Annotated in this window: 18 protein-coding genes; 4 read left to right on the plus strand and 14 right to left on the minus strand. The window is 62.3% G+C overall.

Going from position 1 to position 22,302, the window contains the following annotated elements; genetic code table 11:
• The first annotated feature begins 14 nt into the window (after positions 1-14).
• Positions 15-2,378 (plus strand): S9 family peptidase, encoded by a 2,364-nt coding sequence (locus tag ASE26_RS04325; RefSeq protein WP_057245660.1) that lies wholly within the window; start codon positions 15-17, stop codon positions 2,376-2,378.
• 70 nt (positions 2,379-2,448) lie between these two features.
• On the opposite strand, the gene ASE26_RS04330 is transcribed toward ASE26_RS04325, so the two are convergent.
• From ASE26_RS04330 to ASE26_RS04340, 3 genes are read right to left on the minus strand one after another with little or no spacing between them, the layout of a single operon-like run.
• Positions 2,449-2,898, minus strand: a complete 450-nt coding sequence (locus ASE26_RS04330) for a thioesterase family protein (RefSeq protein WP_055932978.1) — start codon at positions 2,896-2,898, stop codon at positions 2,449-2,451.
• A gap of 14 nt (positions 2,899-2,912) precedes the next feature.
• Positions 2,913-4,142: a M20/M25/M40 family metallo-hydrolase gene (locus ASE26_RS04335; protein ID WP_055932975.1), complete on the minus strand. Its 1,230-nt coding sequence runs from the start codon at positions 4,140-4,142 to the stop codon at positions 2,913-2,915.
• Positions 4,139-5,347 (minus strand): urate hydroxylase PuuD, encoded by a 1,209-nt coding sequence (locus tag ASE26_RS04340; protein ID WP_057245661.1) that lies wholly within the window; start codon positions 5,345-5,347, stop codon positions 4,139-4,141. Before ASE26_RS04340 ends, ASE26_RS04335 begins: the two co-directional genes overlap by 4 nt.
• 113 nt (positions 5,348-5,460) lie before the next feature.
• On the opposite strand from ASE26_RS04340, the gene ASE26_RS04345 reads away from it, so the two are divergent.
• Together ASE26_RS04345 and ASE26_RS04350 are read left to right on the plus strand one after the other, a co-directional pair.
• A complete protein-coding gene (locus ASE26_RS04345) occupies positions 5,461-6,390 on the plus strand; it encodes a LysR family transcriptional regulator (RefSeq protein WP_055932969.1) in 930 nt (309 codons plus the stop codon).
• Positions 6,391-6,546: 156 nt separating this feature from the next.
• Positions 6,547-8,301 (plus strand): allantoate amidohydrolase, encoded by a 1,755-nt coding sequence (locus ASE26_RS04350; RefSeq protein ID WP_057245662.1) that lies wholly within the window; start codon positions 6,547-6,549, stop codon positions 8,299-8,301.
• Between the two features lie 6 nt (positions 8,302-8,307).
• Here ASE26_RS04350 and ASE26_RS04355 read toward each other — a convergent pair whose 3' ends face one another.
• The 4 genes from ASE26_RS04355 to ASE26_RS04370 are packed head-to-tail and all read right to left on the minus strand — an operon-like array spanning position 8,308 to position 13,889.
• Complete coding sequence (locus ASE26_RS04355; protein WP_055932963.1) at positions 8,308-9,390, minus strand: CaiB/BaiF CoA-transferase family protein; 1,083 nt, start codon at positions 9,388-9,390, stop codon at positions 8,308-8,310.
• A 1-nt stretch (position 9,391) separates the two neighbouring features.
• Positions 9,392-11,524, minus strand: a complete 2,133-nt coding sequence (locus ASE26_RS04360) for an FAD-dependent oxidoreductase (RefSeq protein ID WP_055932960.1) — start codon at positions 11,522-11,524, stop codon at positions 9,392-9,394.
• Positions 11,525-11,536: 12 nt separating this feature from the next.
• Entirely contained in the window at positions 11,537-12,742 is a 1,206-nt protein-coding gene (locus ASE26_RS04365) for an acetyl-CoA C-acetyltransferase (RefSeq protein WP_055932957.1), read from the minus strand.
• Positions 12,743-12,752: 10 nt separating this feature from the next.
• Positions 12,753-13,889 (minus strand): acyl-CoA dehydrogenase family protein, encoded by a 1,137-nt coding sequence (locus tag ASE26_RS04370; protein ID WP_055932954.1) that lies wholly within the window; start codon positions 13,887-13,889, stop codon positions 12,753-12,755.
• A gap of 93 nt (positions 13,890-13,982) precedes the next feature.
• On the opposite strand from ASE26_RS04370, the gene ASE26_RS04375 reads away from it, so the two are divergent.
• Positions 13,983-14,618 (plus strand): TetR/AcrR family transcriptional regulator, encoded by a 636-nt coding sequence (locus ASE26_RS04375; protein WP_055932951.1) that lies wholly within the window; start codon positions 13,983-13,985, stop codon positions 14,616-14,618.
• A 4-nt stretch (positions 14,619-14,622) separates the two neighbouring features.
• Here the strand turns inward: ASE26_RS04375 and ASE26_RS04380 are convergent, their stop codons facing one another.
• From ASE26_RS04380 to ASE26_RS04410, 7 genes are all read right to left on the minus strand, one after another.
• Positions 14,623-14,976, minus strand: a complete 354-nt coding sequence (locus tag ASE26_RS04380) for a hypothetical protein (RefSeq protein WP_055932948.1) — start codon at positions 14,974-14,976, stop codon at positions 14,623-14,625.
• Positions 14,977-15,088: 112 nt separating this feature from the next.
• Positions 15,089-15,523 (minus strand): EamA family transporter, encoded by a 435-nt coding sequence (locus tag ASE26_RS04385; protein WP_055932945.1) that lies wholly within the window; start codon positions 15,521-15,523, stop codon positions 15,089-15,091.
• A gap of 7 nt (positions 15,524-15,530) precedes the next feature.
• Positions 15,531-16,766: a Zn-dependent hydrolase gene (locus ASE26_RS04390; protein ID WP_055932942.1), complete on the minus strand. Its 1,236-nt coding sequence runs from the start codon at positions 16,764-16,766 to the stop codon at positions 15,531-15,533.
• Between the two features lie 10 nt (positions 16,767-16,776).
• Positions 16,777-18,171: a dihydropyrimidinase gene (hydA, locus tag ASE26_RS04395; protein ID WP_057245663.1), complete on the minus strand. Its 1,395-nt coding sequence runs from the start codon at positions 18,169-18,171 to the stop codon at positions 16,777-16,779.
• A complete protein-coding gene (locus ASE26_RS04400; protein WP_055932936.1) occupies positions 18,172-19,650 on the minus strand; it encodes an NCS1 family nucleobase:cation symporter-1 in 1,479 nt (492 codons plus the stop codon).
• Complete coding sequence (gene preA / locus ASE26_RS04405) at positions 19,647-20,933, minus strand: NAD-dependent dihydropyrimidine dehydrogenase subunit PreA (RefSeq protein WP_055932933.1); 1,287 nt, start codon at positions 20,931-20,933, stop codon at positions 19,647-19,649. The genes ASE26_RS04400 and preA overlap by 4 nt, the downstream gene beginning before the upstream one ends.
• The gene (locus ASE26_RS04410) at positions 20,933-22,300 is read right to left on the minus strand and encodes an NAD(P)-dependent oxidoreductase (protein ID WP_055933534.1); all 1,368 of its coding nucleotides are present in this window, start codon (positions 22,298-22,300) and stop codon (positions 20,933-20,935) included. Before ASE26_RS04410 ends, preA begins: the two co-directional genes overlap by 1 nt.
• Positions 22,301-22,302: the final 2 nt, after the last annotated feature.

Genomic DNA, 22,302 nt, shown 5'->3' on the forward strand with positions numbered 1-22,302 from the left:
TCCCATCAGAGACCATGCGACGACTTGCACTTCCCATGCTGGCTGCCCTGCTGGCAGCCCCCGCGTTTGCCACAGCCCCAACCCCTATCACCCTCGACCAGGCCATGTCCCACCCGGACTGGATCGGCACGCCGGTCGAAGCTGCGTGGTGGAGCTGGGACGGCAAGCAGATCTTCTATAAACAAAAGCGCATCGGTTCCTCGCTGCGCGATACCTTCCTGGCCGGCGACAAACCGCGCCTGGTGGCGGACTCCGAGCTGTCCAACCAGGACAGCCCGAACATGGTGTTCAACCGTGAGCGCACCCGCGCCATCGTGCTGCGCAACGGCGACGTGTTCGAACGCGACCTGAAATCCGGCGCCCTGCTGCAGATCAGCCGCGGCACCGCCAACGCTTCCGCGCCGCAGTATTCGGCCGACGGCCGCAGCGTGCAGTTCAAGGTCGGCAACGACTGGTTCAGCTGGAATCGCGCCGACCGCCTGCTCTCCCCTGTCGCCTTGCCGCGTGCCGCAAAAGACCCTGCCGCCGCGCCGGATGAAGACTACCTGAGCGAAATGCAGCTGCGCCTGATCACCACCCTCAAGCGCCAGAAGGACGAACGCGATGAAACGCGCGCCCGCGCCAAGGCCGAACGCACTGCCGACGCCACGCGCGCCCCGGCGCCGATCTACTTCGGCGACAAGGTCTCCATCGATGCCTCCTCGCTGTCGCCGGATGGCCGCTGGCTGATGGTCGCCACTTCGCCGAAAGGCAGCGAGAACGGCCGCGTCGGCAAAATGCCGCGCTACGTGACCGAATCGGGTTACGAAGAATTCGACGACCAGCGCACCCGCGTCGGCCGCAACCTGCCGCTGGCGCAATCGTTAAAACTGGTCGACCTGCGCACCGGCGCCATCAAGGACCTGTCGTTCGATTCCCTGCCGGGCATCGCGACCGACCCGCTGGCCGGCCTGCGTGAAGCAGCCAAACAGCCGGCCCTGAAAGGCAATCGCGCCACCCGCCTGGAAAACGACGAAGGCGACGGTATCGCCTGGAGCGACAACGGCGCCAAAGTCGCCGTCATGCTGCGCACAGTGGATAACAAGGACCGCTGGCTGGCCGGCGTCGACCTGGAAGGCGCCAGGCTGAAGTCCTTGCACCGCCTGACCGACAACGCCTGGATCAACTACAGCTACAACGATTTTGGCTGGCTGCCTGACAACAGCACGCTGTGGTTCATGTCCGAAGAAACCGGCTACGCCCACCTGTACACCCTGGGCGCCGACGGCAGGCAGCGCGCCCTGACCAGCGGCAAATGGGAAGCTTCGAACGTGAAATGGAATGCCGACGGCAGCATGGCCTATATGCTGTGCAACCGCCGCACGCCGGGAGAGTATGAAGTGTGCTCGGCCTCGGCCAAGGATGCGACCGTGCGCGAAGTGACCCAGCTCAGTGGCGGCGTCGAACAGTTCGACCTCTCTCCTGACCAGCGCAAGCTGCTGGTGCATTACTCGTCGGCCTACGTACCTTCGCAACTGGCCACCGTGCCGGCTGCCGGCGGCGCGGCAACCAGGCTGACCGATACCCGCAGCGCCGAATACAAGGCACGCGAATGGATCCAGCCGCAGATGGTAGCCGTGCCATCCACCCACGGCGCCGGCCAGCCTATCTGGTCCAAGCTGTATCGTCCGGCCACCCTCGAACCGGGCAAGAAGTATCCGGTCGTGATGTTCGTGCACGGCGCGGGCTACCTGCAGAACACCCACAACCGCTTCCCGAACTATTTCCGCGAGCAGATGTTCCACAACCTGCTGGTTGAAAAAGGCTACATCGTGCTGGACATGGACTACCGCGCATCCAAAGGCTATGGCCGCGATTGGCGCACGGCGATCTACCGCCAGATGGGTCATCCGGAACTGGACGATTACGTCGACGGTGCCAAGTGGCTGGCGGCAAACCACCAGGGCGATATCGACAAGGTCGGCATCTACGGCGGCAGCTACGGCGGCTTCATGACCTTCATGGCACTGCTGCGCGAACCGGACTTGTTCAAGGCCGGCGCCGCACTGCGCCCGGTAACCGACTGGACCACCTACAACCATGGCTACACCGCCAACATCCTGAACACGCCGGATATCGACCCTGAAGCCTACCGCAAATCGTCACCGATCGAGTACGCGGATAAACTGAAGGGTCACCTGCTGATCGCCCACGGCATGGTCGACGACAATGTGTTCTTCCAGGATTCGGTGCGCATGACGCAGCGCTTCATCGAGCTGAAAAAGGACAACTGGGAACTGGCGGCGTACCCGCTGGAGCGCCACGCCTACGTGCAGCCCGAGAGCTGGTACGACCAGTACCGCCGCATCTACAAGCTGTTCGAGAGCACCCTCAAATAAAACCCGTGCCGTGACTGCAGCATGTCGGGTCTGACCCTTGGGTCAGACCCAGGTTTACCGGTTTTGGGGTTTAAGGTTTAGCTACGCTGGAAGGCAGCGCCTGAAAATCATCAGTCTGGTAAAGCGAGTGCCAGGCCGCCAGCAGCGCCGGCGGCGGCGTGACCAGCTTGCGCGCAGTCAGGTCCAGCCAACCGCCCGAGCTGTTGATCCGGGCGGACAGCTTCCCATCACTGCGATACACATCGCTGCGCAGCATCCAGCGGCTGCCATCCTGCGACATCCCGGCCAGCGCCAGTGTCACGGTGATGGTATCCATCAGCAGCACTTCCTTGAAATAAGCGATATCGTCCTTCATCACGACAGGACCGATGTTCAGGCGCTTGAATTCCGCCATCGGGAAGCCATTCTCGCCCAGGAACATCATGCGGATATCGCCCGCCTTGTTCAGGTAAGCCGTGTTGGCCATATGGCTGTTGAAATCCATATCGCCCCAGCCAGCCAGCATCTTGCGTTCAAACATTGCTACTCCCCTTTTTACTCGGCTGCGAGGAAGTCCAGCAAAGTCAGGGCCACGATCTTGGTTGCCTTGCGCAAGTCTTCCAGCAGCAGTTTTTCATCCGCCTTCTTGGCATTCGATTCGGGTACGCTACGCGGCCCAGCGCCATATAGTACTGCGGGAATGCCTTGTTCGCCGTACAGACGCGCATCGGCGTACAGCGGCGTGCCGACTGCCGGGATATCCTCGCCCAGCACCGCGCGCGCATTCTTCTGCAAATTGGCCACCAGCTTTTCTCCAGCCGGCAGCGGGCGCAAAGCATGCGACAGCAGCAGGCGCTTGATCTCCAGGCGGATGCCGGGCTCGCCCTGCACTGCGTCTTCAATCAGTTTGCGCACCTGTGCTTCCACCGCTACCGGATCTTCTTCCGGGATCATGCGGCGGTCCATCTTCATCACGACCTTGCCCGGCACCACATTGGTATTGGTTCCGCCGTCGATACGGCCCACCAGCATGGTCGGCGAATCGATGCCCGGCACCTTGGATTTGATCTTTTTCAGTTCCGGCAGCTGGCCGTAGACCGCATTCAAAATCCTGGTGGCCGCCTGCAGCGCGTCATGTCCGGTTTCCGGCATGGCGCCGTGGCCGGATTTGCCGTGCACGGTGATTTCAAGCTGGAGGCAAGCGTTGTGCGCGGTGACGATGTTGTAGCTGAAACCTGCCGCGATTACGTAATCCGGCCTGGTCAGCTTTTCGCGCAGCAGGAAGCCCGGCCCGAGCAGGCCGCCGAATTCCTCGTCGTAAGTAAAGTGCAATTCGACGCCGCCCTTTAGCTTGACGCCCAGCGCTTCCAGCGCGCGTACGGCGAAGATATAGGTGGCGAAGTCGCATTTCGACACCGCTGCGGCGCGCCCATAGATATAGCCATTGTCGATCACGCCGCCGTAGGGAGGGTAGGTCCAGCCCTCGCCCGGCGGCACTACGTCGCCGTGGGCGTTCAGCGCGACCGTCGGTCCGCCGGCTGCGTAGGGGCGGCGGATAATCAGGTTGGTGATCGACTCCATGCCGTAATCGCGCACTTCCCGCTCCGGCACGACATGCTTTTCCGCATTCCAGCCATACGCCTTCACCAGCTCCGCCACCGTTTCCGCGTGCGGCGTGTTATTGCCAGGCGGGGTATCGGTAGGCACGCGCAGTACCTGCTGCATGAATGCCACTTCTTCATCGAAGTGGGCGTCGATCCATTGGGTCAGTTTGTCGTTCATCATTTCGCTCCTGCTGCGAACCAGGCGCCCAGTTCGGCGCGTTCCGCGTCAGTCATATTGGTCAGGTTACCGATCGGCATATCCTTCTGCTCCACCGCGCGCTTGTGAATCTGCGCCGCGCGCTGGTGCACCTGGTCAGCCGTGTCGAACATCACGCCGGCCGGCGCCGTGGCGAAACCGGGCTGGGTTGGCGTCGCCGAATGGCAGGCCAGGCAGCGCTGGTCGACAATCGATTTCACTTTCGCGAATTGCGCCGCGGGATCTGCCGCAGGCTTCACGGCGGCAGGCTTGGATGGTGCAATGACCACGGCAATCGCCAGCAGCAGTGCCACGCCAATCGCCGGATAGCGCCACTCGACTCGCCCTTTGTGGCGCAGGTTGAAGAAGTGGCGAATGAAGACGCCGGCCGCCATGATAAAACCGAGCACCAGCCAGGCATTCTTGTTCTGGTAGGTCATCGCATAGTGATTGCTGATCATGATGAACAGCACCGGCAGCGTGAAGTAGTTATTGTGCACACTGCGCTGCTTGGCCTTGATGCCGTGGATCCGGTCCGGCAGGCTGCCCGCCTGCATGGCTTGCACCATCTTGCGCTGGCCCGGGATGATCAGCATCGCCACATTGGCCACCATGATGGTGCCGATCATGGCGCCGATGTGGATAAAGGCCGCCCGGCCGCTAAGCAAGTGCGTCAGCGCATAAGCCGCGGCAACCAGCAACATGAACACAACCAGGCCAAGCCACTTCTCGCTCTTGCCCAGCGGGGAGCGGCACAGGGCGTCGTACACCACCCAGCCGGCAACCAGGAAGCCGATGCCGATGCCGACCGCCTGCAGGCTGGAGAGGTCCGCCACCTGCTTGTCCACCATCATGGCCTGCGCATTGAAGTAATAGGCAATCGTCAGCAGCGCGATGCCGGACAGCCAGGTGGAATAGGCCTCCCACTTGAACCAGTGCAGCTCCTTCGGCAGTTCGGCCGGCGCCACCAGGTATTTTTGCGGATTATAGAAACCGCCGCCGTGCACCGCCCACAACTCGCCGGAGACGCCCTTCTTCGCCAGGTCCGAACCTGGAGCCGGCGGACGGATCGAGTTATCCAGCCAGACGAAATAGAACGACGCGCCAATCCAGGCGATGCCCGTGATGATGTGCAGCCAGCGCACCAGCAGATTCGCCCATTCCAAGCCGTAGGGCAGCAGGTATTCCATGTAAATCCTTGAGTTGAAGAAGTGGCAATCTATCGAAGATACGCGCTTTCGAGCCCCCACGACATGAAATATGTCGTATATTCAAGATATTCGAATTCATATACGTAAGCAAGATGTCCGGCCTGCCGCAACACCTCGATATTCACCTCATCCGAATTCTCTACCTGCTGCTGGTCGAGAAGAACGTGTCGCGCGTGGCGCTCAAACTGAATCAACCGCAACCCTCGATTTCCGCCTCGCTGCGAAAACTGCGCGAGCTGACCGGCGATCCACTGCTGGTGCGCGGCGCGCGCGGCATGGTGCCGACCCAGCACGGTGAAAGCCTGCTCAAGCCGGCCAAGCGCATCCTGGACGAGACGGAATCGCTGTTCGTGAAAAAAACGCCGTTTGTAGCGCAGGAGGAAGCGCGCACCTTCAACATCGCGGCGCCGGATTACCTGGACAGCCAGTTCCTGCCGAATGTGGTGGCGATGCTACGCCGGGGCTCACCCAAGAGCCGCGTGGTGATCCACTCGATCGGCCCCGGCACCGACTACCTGCGCCTGCTGTCGGACGGCGACATGGACCTGGTCATCGCCAACTGGGACGAACCGCCGCAGCACCTGCACATTTCCAAACTGTTCGAAGACCCGATCATCTGCGCCATGCATGCCGGCAGCCCATATGCCAAGCGCACCGCCAGCGACGCGATGTCGCTGGACGACTACCTCACCCTGCCGCATGTCGCACCATCGCAAATGGTGCCTGGATACGGCGGCGTGATCGACTCCTTCCTGGAACGCCAGGGAATGCGGCGCAATGTAGCGGTGGAATCGGCCTATTTCAGCCTGATCCCGTACATGCTGGCGCAGACCGACCTGGTGCTGACCACAGGCCGCCAGTTCCTGCGTTTTTACGAAAACTCGCTACCGCTCAAAGTATTTACGCCGCCGGTCAAGTTCCCGCCGATGCGCTTCTACCAGCTCTGGCACGAACGCGTGCACCAGGCCCCCGAACACAAATGGCTGCGCGACCAGGTCACCGCCGCCGCCAAGGCTCTGTGATGAAAGTCGGGGTCAGGTCCGGCAATCGGACATTTGCTGCGCAAATGTCCGATTGCCGGACCTGACCCCGACTTTCATAATGGCAGGTATATAGGGGCGCTTATGGCGCGAGACACTGATCGGGATATGATCGATTGTTCAAGATAGGACAAAGCAATGACCACGACTCTCCCTGAACTGAATTCCTGCGACCTTGCCGCTTTTGTTGACCGCCTGCGCGGCATCTACGAACATTCGCCATGGATTCCGGAACGCGCTGCGGCCCGGCGGCCATTTGCGACATTGGCGGCGCTGAAGCAGGCATTGCAGGGCGTGGTGAATGGTGCGACCGAGGCCGAGCAGCTTGGCCTGATCCGTGCCCACCCTGAACTGGCCGGCAAGGCCGCCATCGCCGGCGAACTGACTGCCGAATCAACCAGTGAACAAGCCAGGTCCGGCCTGAACCTGTGCAGCGCGGAGGAATTCGCAACCCTGCATAAGCTGAATGCCGATTACAACGCCAAGTTCGGCTTCCCCTTCATCCTTGCCGTCAAAGGTCCTACGGGGCAAGGCTTGACGCGCGAAGCCGTCATCGCCACCTTCGCACGCCGCCTGAAAAACCAGAAGGCGGACGAAACCGCGGAATGCCTGCGCCAGATTCACCGTATCGCCGAAATTCGCTTGAACGACCTGCTGGGCGTGAAGCTGGAGTTCGGCCCGCAGATCATGCAATGGTCGGAAGACCTGGCCCAGTGGAGCGATGACCAAGGCGCCCTCACCTGCGCCTATATGACCGACGCCCATCGCGCTACCGCCGCGCAACTGGCCACGTGGATGCGCGAAGCCGGCATGCAGGTCGAGATCGATGCTGTTGGCAACGTCGTTGGCCGCCACCTGTCCAATGCGCCAGGCGCAAAGACCGTCCTCACCGGCTCGCATTACGACACCGTACGGAACGGCGGAAAATACGACGGTCGCCTAGGCATCCTGCTGCCGATCGCCATCGTGCGCCACCTGCACGCCAAGGGCGAAAAGCTGCCTTTCAACTTCGAGGTGATCGGCTTCGCGGAAGAAGAAGGCGTGCGCTTCCGCAGTACCTTCCTTGGCAGTAACGCCGTCACCGGCAGGTTCGATATGGCCCTGCTGGACGCGCTTGACGCCGATGGCGTCAAGATGCGCGATGCGCTTGCCGCCGCAGGCCACGATATCGCCGCCATTCCCGCGATTGCGCGGCGCCGCGAAGATATCGCCGCCTATGTCGAGGTCCACATCGAACAAGGCCCGGTCCTGCTGCAGCATGGCCTGCCGGTAGGCGTCGTGACCGCCATCGCCGGCAGCTCGCGCTTCCTGGTCGAATTGCAGGGCGTTGCCAGCCATGCCGGCACAACGCCTATGCATATGCGCAAAGATGCGGCCGCGGCGGCGGCCGAAATCGTGCTGCTGGTCGAGCAGCGTTGTGCACAGGGCGAGGCATTGGTAGGAACAGTCGGCCAGCTTCAGGTACCCGGCGGTTCGGTCAACGTGATTCCCGGCGCATGCAAACTATCGCTCGACATCCGCGCTGCCGACGATACGGTGCGCGAGGCGGCGGTGCGCGATGTGCTGGATGGGCTGGCGGCCATCTGCGCGCGCCGCAATATCGAAGTCAAGGTGGAGAAGATCGTGCAGGCCAATGCCGCGCCGTGCGCACCGTGGTTGATGCAGCAGCTTGGCGATGCAGTCCAGCGCAGCGGCTTGCCGCGCTTTGACCTGCTATCCGGTGCCGGCCATGATGCGATGGCGATTGCGGCCCTGACCGACGTGTGCATGCTGTTCACACGCTGCGGCAACGGGGGCATCAGCCACAACCCGCTGGAGACCATGACCGCCGACGATGCGGAAATCGCCGCGCAGGTATTGCTCGACTTCCTGCGCGGCTTCCTGCCGCAATAAGACCATCTACCGTCGCAGCGCCGCGAGGATTTCCTCGTTGTGCTGGCCGACGGCTGGAATTGCGTTCGGCCCCGACGATGCCCGGCTGGCGGAGAACCGCGGCGCGGCGTTCGCTTGCAGTACTCCTTCGGTGGAATAAACGCCGCGCGCCTGCATATGCGGGTGCTGCGCCGCCTCCGACGGCGCCAGCACCGGCGCGAAGCAAGCGTCCGTCCCCTCCAGCAGTGCGCACCATTCGTCACGCGTACGCATCGCAAACAGTTCGGCAAACGCAGCCCGCTGCAGCGGCCACTGGCCCGCGGCATGCTGCGCCGCGAAGCGCCGGTCCCCAGCCAACCCAAGTTTCTCCAGCAGCAGTTTGTAGAACTTGCCCTCCAGCGCGCCAACGGTGATATCGCGTCCATCCTTGCAGCGGTAAGTGTTGAACCAGTGCGGCCCATCCAGCACCGAGGTGCCGCGCTGCTCGCGCATCAGGCCCACCGCCGACAGGTCCAGCAAGAGGTTCATCATGTGCGCGGAGCCGTCGACGATGGCAGCGTCGATCACCTGCCCCTTGCCGCCGCCGCGTGCGTGCAGAACGGCGGAAACCAGGCCCAGGGCAAGATACAGCGCCCCGCCGCCAAGGTCACCGACCAGCGTTGGCGGCGTTACCGGCGGCACGTCGCCAGCGCCGGCGTAATGCAGCGCTCCCGAAAGTGCGATGTAGTTGTTGTCGTGCCCTGCCGACTGAGCCAGCGGACCGTCCTGGCCCCAGCCAGTCATGCGTCCGTAGGCAAGGCGTGGGTTGCGCGCCAGGCATACGTCCGGTCCCAGGCCAAGGCGTTCCATTGCACCGGGCCGCATACCCTCGATCAGGCCGTCGGCATCCTCGACCAGTTGCAGCACGGTATCGATGGCGCCCGGCTCTTTGAGATCCAGCGCCAGCGAGCGCTTGCCGCGACGCAGGATGCCTGCGGTCGGTATCTCCGCCGGGCCGGGACGCTCGACCACGATCACTTCCGCGCCCAGGTCCGCCAGCAGCATGCCGCAAAACGGGCCCGGGCCAATGCCCGCTATCTCGATGATCCTGACTCCGGACAGCACGCCCATCTCAACGCTCCGTGTAGTAAGTAGTCCCGGCAGCGGCCATCGCCTTCAACTGCCCCGGCGGCGCAAAGCGGTCACCGTGAGCGGCCGCCAGGCGTTCACACTGCGCCACGAAGGCCGCCGGTCCGGCATTGTCGATCATGCTCAACGGACCGCCGCGGAATGGCGGGAAGCCCCATGCGAGGATAGCACCGACGTCCGCATCGCGCGCGGAGCGCAGTACGCCTTCATCCATGCAGCGTGCGGTTTCGACAGCCTGTACCACGGTCAGTCGCTCGGCCACGGCATTTACGTCCGGCTGCACTGCGGCGCGTGGGAACAGTTCCGCCAGGCCGCTCCACAGCGACTTCCTGCCGCCTTCCGGATACTCGTAAAAACCTTTGCCGGCCTTCTTGCCGATGCGGCCCAGTTCCACCATGCGCGCCGCGACTTCGTGGCCTGGACGGGCCTGGTAGGCATCGCCCAGGTCAAGGTGCGTCTGGCGGTCGATCTTCCAGATCAACTCGGACGACACTTCGTCCGTCAGCGCAAGCGGGCCGACCGGCATGCCCGCCTGCAGGCCGGCGTTTTCGATCAGTGCGGGCGCGACACCTTCCGCCAGGAGAGCCAGGCCTTCCAGCACATAGGTCGAGAACACGCGGCTGGTATAGAAACCGCGCGCATCGTTGACCACAATCGGCGTCATGCCCAGCGCACGAACCAGGTCCATCGAGCGTGCCAGCGTGGCTTCGGAGGTCTGCTTGCCGACGATGATTTCGACGATGGCCATGCGGTCCACCGGCGAGAAGAAATGCAGGCCGATGAAATTGGCAGGGCGCGCGCTAGCTTCCGCCAGGCCGGTGATCGGCAAGGTGGAGGTGTTGGACGCAAAGACCGCATCCGCCCCCAGCACAGCCTCTGCACGGCGCGTCACGTCGGCCTTGATGCCGCGATCTTCGAAGACCGCTTCCACCACCATGTCCGCGCCGGCCAGCAGCGAAAAGTCGGTCGTCGGGGTAATACGTGCCAGCAGCGCCTCCGATTTTTCGGCGGAGACCTGGCCGCGTTGCTGCTGCTTGGCGAGCAGCGCCGCCGAATGCGCTTTGCCTTTCTCGGCCGCTTCTTGTGCGGTATCGACCAGCACGACCTCGATGCCCGCTTTGGCGGCGACATAAGCAATGCCGGCGCCCATCATGCCCGCGCCCAACACACCGATCTTGCTGTACTTCTGCTGCGGCACTTCCTTCGGGCGCGAGGCCAGCTTGTTTGCCTCGTTCATGCTGAAGAACAGCGTGCGGATCATGTTCTTCGCTTCCGGCGACAACACGGTTTGCACGAAGTAGCGCGCTTCCGTCATCAAGCCGGTGTCGAGGTCCGTGATCAGGCCTTCGTATACGCAGGACAGGATATTGCGCGGCGCCGGGTAGTTGCCGTAGGTCTTGGCACGCAGCATGGCGTTAGCCGCCATGAATACCTGCTGCACCGCCGGCGAAGATACCGCGCCGCTCGGGATCTTGAATCCCTTCGCATCCCAGGGCTGCTGCACGCCGCCGGCAGCGATCGCGCTTCCCAGCCATGCGCGCGCCGCATCCAGTTCGGTGCCGGCCGGGACAACTTCGTTCAGGATGCCCAATTCGCGCGCAGCGGCAGCACCCAGGCGCTTTCCTTCCAACAGCATCGGCAAGGACTTCTGGATGCCGACCAGGCGCGGCAAACGCTGTGTACCGCCACCGCCCGGCAGCAGGCCGAGCGTCACTTCCGGCAAACCGAAACGCGCTTTCGGGTTATCGGCCGCCACGCGGTAATGGCCGCACAGCGCCACCTCCAGCCCTCCGCCAAGCGTTGTTCCCGGCAGCGCCATGGCGACCGGCTTGCCGCAGGTCTCCAGCTTGCGCAGCGCGCGGTCGAGGCGCACCACGCGCTCAAACAGCACTTCGGCAGTCTTCGCGGACAGCAGCCATTCCAGGTCGCCGCCAGCGATGAAGTCCGGCTTGGCGGACGTCATCAGCACGCCCTTCACGGCTGCGTCGGCAATCACGCGCTCTACCAGTTCGCACAGTGCGAGGCAGCTGTCCTCATTCAAAACATTCTGGCTGCGCCCCGGCATATTCCAGCTCAGGGTAGCAACGCCTTGGGAATCCAGGCTGTAATCGATCATTGTCCGTCTCCCTTAGATGCGCTCGATGATGGTTGCAGTGCCCATTCCAGCGCCAACGCACAGCGTGGCAAGGCCGGCCTGCAGGTCGCGGCGTTCCAGCTCGTCGAGCAAGGTGCCGAGGATCATGGCGCCGGTTGCGCCCAGCGGGTGGCCCATGGCGATGGCACCGCCGTTGACGTTCATCTTCTCGTGCGGCACATTCATCACTTCCATGAAACGCAGCACCACAGAGGCAAAGGCCTCGTTCAATTCATACAGGTCGATGTCGGACGCCTTCATGCCCGCGCGCTTCAATGCTTTTTCTGCGGCGTAGCTTGGACCGGTCAGCATGATGGAAGGCTCGCTGCCGATCGAGGCGAAGGATCGGATCCGGGCGCGCGGCTTGAGTCCCGCACGTTCGCCCGCTTCGCGCGTACCGATCAGCACTGCAGCCGCACCATCCACGATGCCCGAGCTGTTGCCGGCATGATGCACGTGCTGCATCTGCTCGATCTGGGGATAGCGTTGCGTGATGACGGAATCAAAGCCAAAGTTGGCGCCCATGTCGGCAAACGACGCCTTCAGCGCGCCGAGCGAATCAACGGTAGTTTCCGGACGCACCAGCTCATCGCGCGCCAGCATCGTCAAACCATTGCGGTCCACCACCGGCACCACCGAGCGTGCGAAGCGGCCTTCCTGCCAGGCGCGGTGGGCGCGCTGCTGCGATTCGACTGCGTACGCGTCGACATCACGGCGGCTGTAGCCCCAGATGGTCGCGATGGCGTCGGCCGAGATCCCTTGCGGCACGAAGTAGGAGTCGAAAGCGCTTTGCGGATCTACCGGCCATGCGCCGCCGGAAGAACCCATCGGCACGCGCGACATTGCCTCCACGCCGCCGCCGACCACCATGTCGGACTGGCCGGACATCACCTGCGCCGCAGCCATATTGCAGGCCTCGAGGCCGGAAGCGCAGAAGCGGTTGATCTGCACGCCGGCGACCGACTCGGCGTAGCCGGATGCCAGCGCCGCCACGCGGCCAATGCAGGCGCCCTGCTCACCGACCGGCTCCACGCAGCCCAGCACCACATCGTCGATCATCGCGCTGTCGAAGTTGTTGCGGCTGACCAGCGCGCGCAGCGCAGTCTCCGCCAGGCGCAGCGGCGTTACACCGTGCAGCGAACCGTCCTTCTTGCCCTTGCCGCGCGGCGTGCGCACGGCGTCAAAGATATAAGCTTCCAAGCTGGTCTCCTTACAGCGTACGGCTGATCAGTTCTTTCATGATTTCGTTGGTGCCTCCATACACGCGCTGCACGCGTGCATCGGCCCAGGCGCGGGTGATCGGGTATTCCCACATGTAACCATAGCCGCCGTGAAGCTGCACGCACTTGTCCAGCACGCGAAACTGCATTTCGGTGGTCCAGTACTTGGCCATCGACGCCGTCGCGGCATCGAGCTTGTCCTCGATGAGCAGCTCCATGCAGCGGTCGACGAACACGCGGCACATCTGCACCTCGGTCTTGATTTCGGCCAGCGCGTGGGCAATGGTCTGGAATTCGGCGATCGGACGCTTGAAAGCCTTGCGGTCGCGCGTGTATTGCACGGTCCATTCAAGGCCGGATTCGGCGGCTTGCACCGCCATGATGGCGATCTGCATGCGCTCCCATGGCAGTTCCTGCATCAGGTACTTGAAGCCCATGCCTTCTTCACCCAGGAGGTTCCGGGCCGGCACGCGCACGTTTTCGAAAAACAGCTCGGAGGTGTCCTGCGCCTTCATGCCGGCCTTCTTCAGGCGTTTGCCTTTGCTGAAGCCTTCCATCGAGGTGTCGACCACGAACAGGCTGATGCCCTTGGCACCGGCCGTCGGGTCGGTCTTGGCGACCACGATCACGCAGTCGGCGTTCCAGCCGTTGGTGATGAAGGTCTTGGAGCCGTTCATCACGTAATAATCGCCGTCGCGAATCGCGGTGGTGGCCACGCCTTGCAGGTCGGAGCCAGTACCAGGCTCGGTCATCGCGATCGCGCCGATCATTTCTCCGGTGGCCAGCTTGGGAATGTAATGCGACTTCAGGTGCTCGCTGCCGTAGTGCAGGATGTAGGGCGCCACGATTTCGGAGTGCAGCATGAAGCCAGGGCCCGAAGCGCCGACGCGCGCCTGTTCTTCGATCAGCACCATGCTGTAGCGGCGGTCCACGCCCACGCCGCCGTACTGCTCCGGCATGGTAGGGCACAGGAAGCCAGCTGCACCGGCCTTCCGCCAGGCGTCGCGGTCCACATAGCCTCGCTCCTCCCAGCGTTCATGATGCGGGGCGATTTCGGTTTCCATGAAGCGGCGCGCGGATTCGCGCAGCATGTCGTGTTCTTCGGTGAATAAGGTGCGAGGAATCATCAGGCAAGGTCTCCGTTGATGTTATAGGTCAGTTGACCGAAATAGTATCGGTCAGTTGACCTATTTGTCAATCGACGGGATAATTCGTGTCTTATGAAGAAAAAGTCAGACACGCCCCTGCAGGCAAAGGAATCCAACACCACTACCAAAGGGTTTGAGCGCGCCAGTGCGATCCTGGAGGCAGCCCGCCTGTTGCTGGCGCACGACGGTTATGCGGCGCTGGCCATGCGCGGCGTGGCGCAGCAGGTTGGGGTGAGCCTGTCGACGGTGCAGCACTATTACCCGAGCCGGGATGCGCTGATCGAAGCGCTGCTGGAGCAGACTTTCGCCCGCTACCAGGCTGGCATCGACGAACGCGTCGCCGCAGCCGGGACCGGGCCGCGCGTGGAGCTGTTCGAGTCGATCATTGATTACTTCCTGGCCGACTTGCGCGACCAGGTGTCGAGTGGGCTGTTCTTCGAAATCGCTGCGCTGGCAAACCGTCATCCGGTGGCCACGAAACTATTCGACACCATGATGACCCGCGCCCGCAGGACGCTGCGCAACCTGATCCACGAAATCGACCCGGCGCTGTCGATGCAGCAATGCGAAATTCGCGGCACGCTGATTGTGGCGCAGATGCTGGGCACCATGCTGTTCATCTCCGAAACCCGCCCCCAGCACAAAGAACTGGAAGACCTGGCGCACGAAGCCACCGTCGCAATCACCCGCATCGCCTTCGGCCGCTGATAGATCAGAATTTCGAGGCGATAGCGTTGCGCTGCTTTTCAACGGCCTTGCCATCCGCACCGCCAACGGTCATATAGACGAACGAGCCATACTGGATCTCCGCGCACTTTACTACTGCGCGAGTATTGCCGAGATTTCCGTAGGCTGAATCGTTGGCCTGCACCACCTGTTTGTAATTGAGCGATTCCAGCGCCTGCCTGGCCTTGATGGCGCAACTGGCCACAGGCATCTCGAGGACTTTATGGTGGGACCACAAGCTCGGTGGATGGCCCGCTTCGGAGGCTGCAATCTTATCCACGGAACGGGTACAGGCGGTCAATGCAAATGCTGCGAGGAAAACGGCGAAGTATTTGGTCATGCGGTGCTTTCGTTAGTAAAAAAACAGCCGCAGTATGTGCCGCCAGTTACCAGGAATCAAGCTGATACCGCGGTAATCGATACCAGAAATTACCGCAAGCCGCTGGCTTGCGCTAGGTTCTCCATGAGAGCAATAGTACTCCGCCGGCAATCATGCCGATGCCGCACCACGACTGCAGCGAAGGCCGTTCGCCGAGGAAGACTACTGCGAAGAGGGCCACCAGCACGACACTGAGTTTGTCGACCGGTGCGACACTCGATGCTTCGCCCAACTGCAGGGCGCGGAAATAGCAAACCCAGGATGCGCCGGTTGCCAGAGCGGAGAGCGTAAGGAACAGCAAGGTGCGGCCCGGGAGTGCGCGCGGGTCGCTCCACTTTCCAGCCAGGCCGACAAAGGCTGCCAGCACGACCACGATGATCACCGTGCGCACCAGCGTCGCCAGGTCGGAATCCACATCGCGGATACCGATCTTGGCAAAGATGGCTGTCAGCGCGGCAAAGGCGGCCGACAGCAATGCCCAATAAAGCCAGCCGTGCGGCGCGCTCACGCCAGGCTCACACGACGCCGGCGCGTTCCAGCATGGCGTGCAGCAGGACGTTGCAGCCTGCCTCCAGGTGCTCCTTCTTGGCGTCTTCGATTTCGTTATGGCTGATGCCGTCCTTGCAGGGAACGAAGATCATGCCGGCTGGGGCGACACGGGCGGCGTAGATGGCGTCGTGGCCGGCGCCGGAGACTACGTCCATTGTGGAGTAGCCCAATTTTGCGGTCGCCTTACGCACAGCTCCAACACAGTCGGGATGGAATGGACACGGCGGATAATATGACACGCGCTCAATCTTCACCGGAAGCCCGGTTTCGGCGGAAGTCTTGTCGATGAAGGCCAGCATGTCTTCATGCATCTTGTTCAGCAGCTCGTCGTTCACATTGCGCAGGTCGATGCTGAATTTGACCTCGCCAGGAATCACGTTGCGGCTGTTGGGGAAGACCTGCATCATGCCAACCGTGCCGCGCCCGTAAGGTGGATAGCGGTTGGCAATGGCGACGACTTCGGGAATGATCTGCGCCGCGACCTGCATCGCATCCTTGCGCAGGTGCATAGGCGTTGGGCCGGCGTGGGCCTCCATGCCGGTCACCGTGCAGTCGTACCATGAAAGCCCCATTACAGCCGGAACCACGCCGATGACCTTGTCGGCATCCTCCAGCACAGGGCCTTGTTCGATGTGCGTTTCAAAATAGGCGCCGATCGGATGCTGGCCAGGTACCTGCTCGCCTTTGTAGCCGATTCGTTCCAGCTCCTCGCCTACCGTCTTGCCCTCGGTGTCCTTGGCGGCGTAAGCATGTTCCAGCGTGAAGGCGCCGCAAAACACGCCAGAGCCCATCATCACCGGCACGAAGCGCGAGCCTTCCTCATTGGTCCAGAACGCGACTTCGATTGGCGCGCGCGTCTTGATGCCTTTGTCGTTCAGGGTGCGAACGACTTCCAGCCCGGCCAGCACGCCGTAATTGCCATCGAACTTGCCGCCTGTTGGCTGGGTGTCGATATGGCTGCCGGTCATGATTGGCGGCAGCGTATTGTCTTCGCCATCGCGGCGCATGAACACATTGCCGATCTGGTCGACCGTGATCGACAGTCCTGCATCGCGCGCCCAGCCTGTTACCAGGTCGCGGCCCTGTTTATCGAGGTCCGTCAGGGTCAGGCGTTTGACCCCGCCTTTCGGGGTGGCGCCAATTTTGGCCAGTTCCATCAACGAATCCCACAGGCGGTCGCTGTTAATGCGTATATCGCTCATACTGCGCTCCTTAGCGCGCCGTCACCAGCGCAAAAGCTGGACGGTCGATGTGGCGCCCGGCCCCCTCGACTGCCCGCAAATCTCCACGATGGAATACGACTTTGCCTGCCGCCACCGTGGTGCTCGGAATCCCTTTGACGGTACGTCCCTCGAAGACATTGAAGCCGCCCTTGGCATACTGGGTCTTGGCCGAAATCGTGCGGGTTCCTTCCGGGTCCCACACCACGATATCCGCATCCGAACCGGCAGCGATCACGCCCTTGCGCGGATAGATATTGAAGATCTGCGCCGCGTTGGCCGACGTTACGCGCACGAATTCGGACGGCGTCAGCTTGCCGCTGTTGACGCCTTCGTCCCAGATTACGGCCATGCGGTCTTCCACGCCGCCGCAACCGTTCGGAATCTTGGTGAAGTCGTTGCGACCGGCAGCTTTCTGTTCAGCGCAGAAGGTGCAGTGGTCGGTGGCGGTGGTGTGCAGGTTGCCGCCTTGCAGGCCTTGCCACAGCGCCTTCTGGTGCTCGCGGCTGCGGAACGGTGGACTCATGACATGGCCGGCGGCGAACTCGAAGTCGGGATGGTCGTACACGCTGTCGTCGACGATCAGGTGGCCCGCCAGTGCTTCGCCATAAACACGCTGGCCGGCAGCGCGGGCACGGGTGATGGCGTCCAGCGATTCCTTGCACGACACGTGCACGATGTACAGCGGCGTATTCAGGACATTGGCGATAGCGATGGCGCGGTTGGCCGCTTCCGCTTCCACAGCCGGAGGGCGCGACAGCGGATGCGCTTTCGGGCCGGTAATCCCCTGGCGCAGCAGATCCTGCTGCAACTGGTATACCAGCTCGCCGTTTTCCGCATGCACAGTCGGGATCGCGCCCAGCTCCAGCGCGCGGCGGAAGCTCTTCACCAGCGTTTCATCGTCCGCCATGATGGCGTTCTTGTAGGCCATGAAGTGCTTGAAGCTGTTCACACCATGGCTGCGTACCAGCGTGCCCATTTCCTCATGTACTTTGTCCGACCACCAGGTGATCGCCACATGGAAGGTGTAGTCGCCAGCAGCCTTCTCGGCCCAGCCGCGCCACTGATGGTAAGCCTCAAGCAACGGCTGCTGGGGACTTGGAATGACGAAATCGATGATGGTGGTATTGCCGCCTGAAAGTCCGGCAGCGGTACCGGTGAAGAAATCGTCTTGCGTGACGGTGCCCATGAAAGGCAGGTTCATATGGGTGTGCGGGTCGATCCCGCCCGGCATGACGTACTGGCCGCCGGCATCGATCACTTCCGCCCCGGCTGGCGCCGCGAGCCCGGGTCCGACGGCGACGATCTTGTCGCCCTCGCACAGAACATCGGCGCGGAACGCACGGTCCGCGTTGACTACAGTACCGCCACGAATCAATGTCGCCATTTAGGCTTTCTCCGCTAATGGTGGATGGACCGTGCGGGCGGCCCTGCCCTTCATCAAAATGCCGTACACCAGCGCCGCAATTGCGATGCCGACGAACCATGCATAGGTATAAATCAGCTTGAAGCCTTCGCCGACGTCGCCAAACGATGCCGGAAAGGCCGCATTCAGGAAGCCCGGCACATTAGGCGCTACGCCGAACGCGAAGGCCAGCAGCGCGGCGGAATTCCAGCCGTTGGTGTAGCTGTATTCGCCATTGTCGACGTATAGCGCACCGACATTCAGTTCTGTCTTTCGGATCAGGTAGTAATCGACGATCAGCACGCCCGCAATTGGACCAAGCAAGGCCGAATAGCCGATCAGCCACGTGAAGATGTAACCCTGCGTCGTCTCCAGCAGCTTCCAGGGCATCATCGCCAGCGCGATGCCGGCCGTGATGTAGCCGCCGGTGCGGTAGGAGATATGCTTTGGCGCCAACGCGGAAAAGTCATAGGCAGGGCCAACCAGGTTGGCCGCCAGGTTGACCGAGATGGTGTCGATCAGCAGGACCACCAGCGCAAGCAGCACGGCCACGCCTGTCATGCGGCTGGCCAGGTCGACCGGATCCCAGATTGCCTTGCCGTACAAAACGACCGTAGCGGAAGTCACGATCACCGCCAGCGCCGCCAGCAATCCCATGGGCACCGGCAGGCCGACCGACTGGCCCAGCACCTGGTCGCGCTGCGTTTTTGCGAAGCGGGTAAAGTCCGGGATATTCAACGCCAGCGTGGCCCAGAAACCGATCATGGCCGTCAGCGAAGGCCAGAACGTCGGCCAGAACTGGCCGGCCTTCTTGCCGCCTTCGACAAATTGCGAAGGCTGCTCCAGCAAAGTACCGAAGCCGCCCGCCTTCTGGTAGACCCAGCCAAGCAGCACAAAGCAGATGATGATCTTCAGCGGTGCGGTATAGGTTTCCAGTTTGCGGATCGCATCCATACCGTGCACGATGTACCAGAACTGGATCGCCCAGAACGCAATGAAACAAAGCAGTTGCGCGCCATTGATGCCAAGACCGCCGATCTTGGCGCCGCCGATCTCGCCGCCCATCATCACGCCCAGCAGCGTATAGATCATCTGCCCGCCGAACCAGGTCTGGATACCGTACCAGCCGCAGGCCACAATGGCGCGCATCAGCGCCGGCAGGCGCGCGCCGGAAGTGCCGAACGAGGCGCGCGCCAGCACCGCATACGGTATACCGTATTTGGTTCCGGCATGGCCGATCAGCAGCATCGGCAGCAGCACAATGGTGTTGGCGAGAAAAACAGTGAGGACAGCCTGTCCCGCCGACATGCCGCCTTCAATCAGGCTGGCAGCCAGCGTGTAGGCGGGGATGCACATGACCATCCCAACCCAGAGTGCAGCGAAGTGATACCAGCGCCAGGTGCGCTGCGATTCATTGGTCGGGGCCAGGTCTTCGTTCCACAACTGGGAATTGTCGCTCATGCAGTCTCCTTGATTTCGGCGCGAGGATTGCGCGGGTCCTGCGTCCAGTTCATGTAAGGCTTGCCCGTGGGGACTGCGACCATCGTAATACAACCTTGCACCGGACAGGTAATTTCACACAAGTTACAGCCGACGCATTCTTCGTCATTGACCTTGTACGTCCGCGTGCCGCTCGCTTCGTCAACCAACTGGAAGATGGACTGGTGCGAAGTATCCTCGCAGGCCACATAGCAGCGGCCGCACTTGATACAGTCGTCCTGGTTGATGTGGGCGATGGACTTGTAGTTCATGTCCAGGAACTTCCAGTCCGTGGTATTCGCCACCGCCTTGCCCATGAAATCATCCAGCGTCCTGTAGCCCTTGGAGTCCATCCAGCGCTCCAGGCCATCCTTCATCTCCTGCACGATGCGGAAGCCGTGCAGCATCGCCGCGGTGCAGACCTGCACACAGCCTGCGCCCAGCGCGATGAACTCAGCCGCATCCTTCCAGTTGCCGATGCCGCCGATGCCGGAAATCGGCAGGCCGCGCGTTTCCGGATCGCGCGCGATCTCGGCCACCATGTTCAGCGCAATCGGCTTGACCGCCGGGCCGCAATAGCCGCCGTGGGTGCTGGCGCCGCCTACATTGGGGAAGGCCACCATCCTGTCCAGGTCCAGCGAGGTGATGGAGTTGATCGTATTGATCAGCGAAACGGCATCGGCGCCACCGGCCTTGGCCGCGCGCGCCGGACGCCGGATGTCGGTGATGTTCGGGGTCAGCTTCACGATCACCGGCAATTTGGTATGCTTCTTGCACCATGCCGTCACCTGTTCCACGTATTCCGGCACCTGGCCGACAGCGGAACCCATGCCGCGCTCCGGCATGCCGTGCGGGCAGCCGAAATTCAGCTCGATGCCATCAGCCCCGGTGGCTTCGACTTTCGGCAGGATGTCAGCCCAGTAGTGTTCTTCGCAAGGCAGCATCAGCGAAACCACAATGGCGCGGTCCGGCCAAGCCTTCTTCACATCGGTGATCTCCTGCAGGTTCAGCTCCAGCGAGCGGTCGGTAATCAGCTCGATGTTGTTAAAGCCAAGGACTTCGCGGTTCTTGCCATAGATGGCGGAGTAGCGCGACGACACGTTTACGGCTGGCGGATCTTCACCCAGTGTTTTCCAGACCACGCCGCCCCACCCTGCTTCAAAGGCGCGGATCACGTTGTATGCCTTGTCGGTCGGCGGTGCGGAGGCGAGCCAGAATGGATTCGGCGCCTTGATGCCGCAGAAATTGACGCTCAGGTCGGCCATTATGCTGCCCCCTTCTTTGATTGGATGTCGGAATGGATCGCCATTGCAGCGCGCTTGCCATGCTCCACGGCTTGCACGGTCAGGTCCTGGCCAAGCGAGACGCAGTCGCCGCCGGCATAGATACCCGGCAGGATGGTGCGGAAGCTGTCATCCACGTGGATTTTGTCGCCATCGCGTTTCAGCATCGCAGCCAGCGGGTCGGCCAGTGCAGCCGGCTCCATCGCCTGGCCAATTGCTTTAAAGACGGCATCGGCCGGCAGTTCGAACGTAATGCCGGTACCGATCATGCGCGATCCTTCCATCGCCGTGCGTTCGAAACGCATGCCGCGTACTCGGCCGGCTTCGTCCAGCAGGACTTGCTGCGGCTGCGCCCAGGTCTGCATGCGCACCTGGTTGGCCTTGGCGATATCCTGCTCGTGGCGGGTAGCGCTCATGGCGTCGAAGCCGCGGCGGTAGACCATCGTCACTTCCTCCGCACCCAGGCGCTGGATCTGCACCGCCATGTCGATAGCGGTATTGCCAGCGCCAATCACGATGGCACGGCGCGGCACCGGCAGTTTGGCCAGGTCGTCGGCCTGGCGCAGTTCGGCAATGTAATCCACCGCTGCCATCAGGCCGGGCGCATCCTCGCCGGTCAGGCCGAGGGCGCGGCTGGCGCCCAGTCCAAGCCCGAGGAAAACCGCGTCGTATTGCGCGTGCAGTTCTTTCAGGTGCAGGTTGGCTCCCAGCTTCTGGCCATGGCGCACCTCGATGCCGCCGATCCCCAGCAGGAAGTCCACTTCCTTCTGGGCGAAATTGTCGGTCAGCTTGTACTTCGCAATGCCGTACTCATTGAGTCCGCCCGATTTCTCGTGCGCTTCAAAAATCACGACATCGTTGCCCAGCATGGCCAGGCGATGGGCACAGGACAGGCCGGCAGGCCCGGCGCCGACGACGGCAACTTTCTTGCCGGTCGAGGGAGCGCGTTTGAACGGGTGGCCTTCCAGTGTCGCGTTATCGAGTGCGAAGCGTTGCAGCAAGCCGATCTTTACCGGCTGGCCTTCCGCGTCGTGATTGCGCACGCAGGCGTCTTCGCACAGGATTTCGGTTGGGCAGACGCGCGAGCAGCTGCCGCCAAGGATATTCTGCTGCAGGATAGTCACCGCAGCGCCGTTGATGTTCTTGTCATGGATGTTGCGGATGAAGCTCGCGACATCGATGCTGGTCGGGCAGATGCGCGTACACGGCGCGTCGTAGCAATACAGGCAGCGCGAGCTTTCAATAGCAGCCTGGCGCGCGTTCAGGGCTGGCGCCAGGTCGGTGAAATGACCGGCCAGCTCTTCGTTCGTGGCTTTCGGCTGCGGTATGTATTTGAGTGACTCGATCATTG

Source organism: Duganella sp. Root198D2, from assembly GCF_001428585.1.
Taxonomy (GTDB): Bacteria; Pseudomonadota; Gammaproteobacteria; order Burkholderiales; family Burkholderiaceae_D; genus Rugamonas.

Coding starts and splice junctions, on each gene's coding strand:
- ASE26_RS04360 (WP_055932960.1), bottom strand. CDS start 11,524: ATGATCGATTACAGCCTGGATTCCCAAGGCGTTGCTACCCTGAGCTGG.
- ASE26_RS04340 (WP_057245661.1), bottom strand. CDS start 5,347: ATGGAATACCTGCTGCCCTACGGCTTGGAATGGGCGAATCTGCTGGTG.
- ASE26_RS04335 (WP_055932975.1), bottom strand. CDS start 4,142: ATGATGAACGACAAACTGACCCAATGGATCGACGCCCACTTCGATGAA.
- ASE26_RS04375 (WP_055932951.1), top strand. CDS start 13,983: ATGAAGAAAAAGTCAGACACGCCCCTGCAGGCAAAGGAATCCAACACC.
- preA (WP_055932933.1), bottom strand. CDS start 20,933: ATGGCCGACCTGAGCGTCAATTTCTGCGGCATCAAGGCGCCGAATCCA.
- ASE26_RS04410 (WP_055933534.1), bottom strand. CDS start 22,300: ATGATCGAGTCACTCAAATACATACCGCAGCCGAAAGCCACGAACGAA.
- ASE26_RS04380 (WP_055932948.1), bottom strand. CDS start 14,976: ATGACCAAATACTTCGCCGTTTTCCTCGCAGCATTTGCATTGACCGCC.
- ASE26_RS04345 (WP_055932969.1), top strand. CDS start 5,461: ATGTCCGGCCTGCCGCAACACCTCGATATTCACCTCATCCGAATTCTC.
- ASE26_RS04330 (WP_055932978.1), bottom strand. CDS start 2,898: ATGTTTGAACGCAAGATGCTGGCTGGCTGGGGCGATATGGATTTCAAC.
- ASE26_RS04400 (WP_055932936.1), bottom strand. CDS start 19,650: ATGAGCGACAATTCCCAGTTGTGGAACGAAGACCTGGCCCCGACCAAT.
- ASE26_RS04370 (WP_055932954.1), bottom strand. CDS start 13,889: ATGATTCCTCGCACCTTATTCACCGAAGAACACGACATGCTGCGCGAA.
- ASE26_RS04390 (WP_055932942.1), bottom strand. CDS start 16,766: ATGAGCGATATACGCATTAACAGCGACCGCCTGTGGGATTCGTTGATG.
- ASE26_RS04325 (WP_057245660.1), top strand. CDS start 15: ATGCGACGACTTGCACTTCCCATGCTGGCTGCCCTGCTGGCAGCCCCC.
- ASE26_RS04350 (WP_057245662.1), top strand. CDS start 6,547: ATGACCACGACTCTCCCTGAACTGAATTCCTGCGACCTTGCCGCTTTT.
- ASE26_RS04355 (WP_055932963.1), bottom strand. CDS start 9,390: ATGGGCGTGCTGTCCGGAGTCAGGATCATCGAGATAGCGGGCATTGGC.
- hydA (WP_057245663.1), bottom strand. CDS start 18,171: ATGGCGACATTGATTCGTGGCGGTACTGTAGTCAACGCGGACCGTGCG.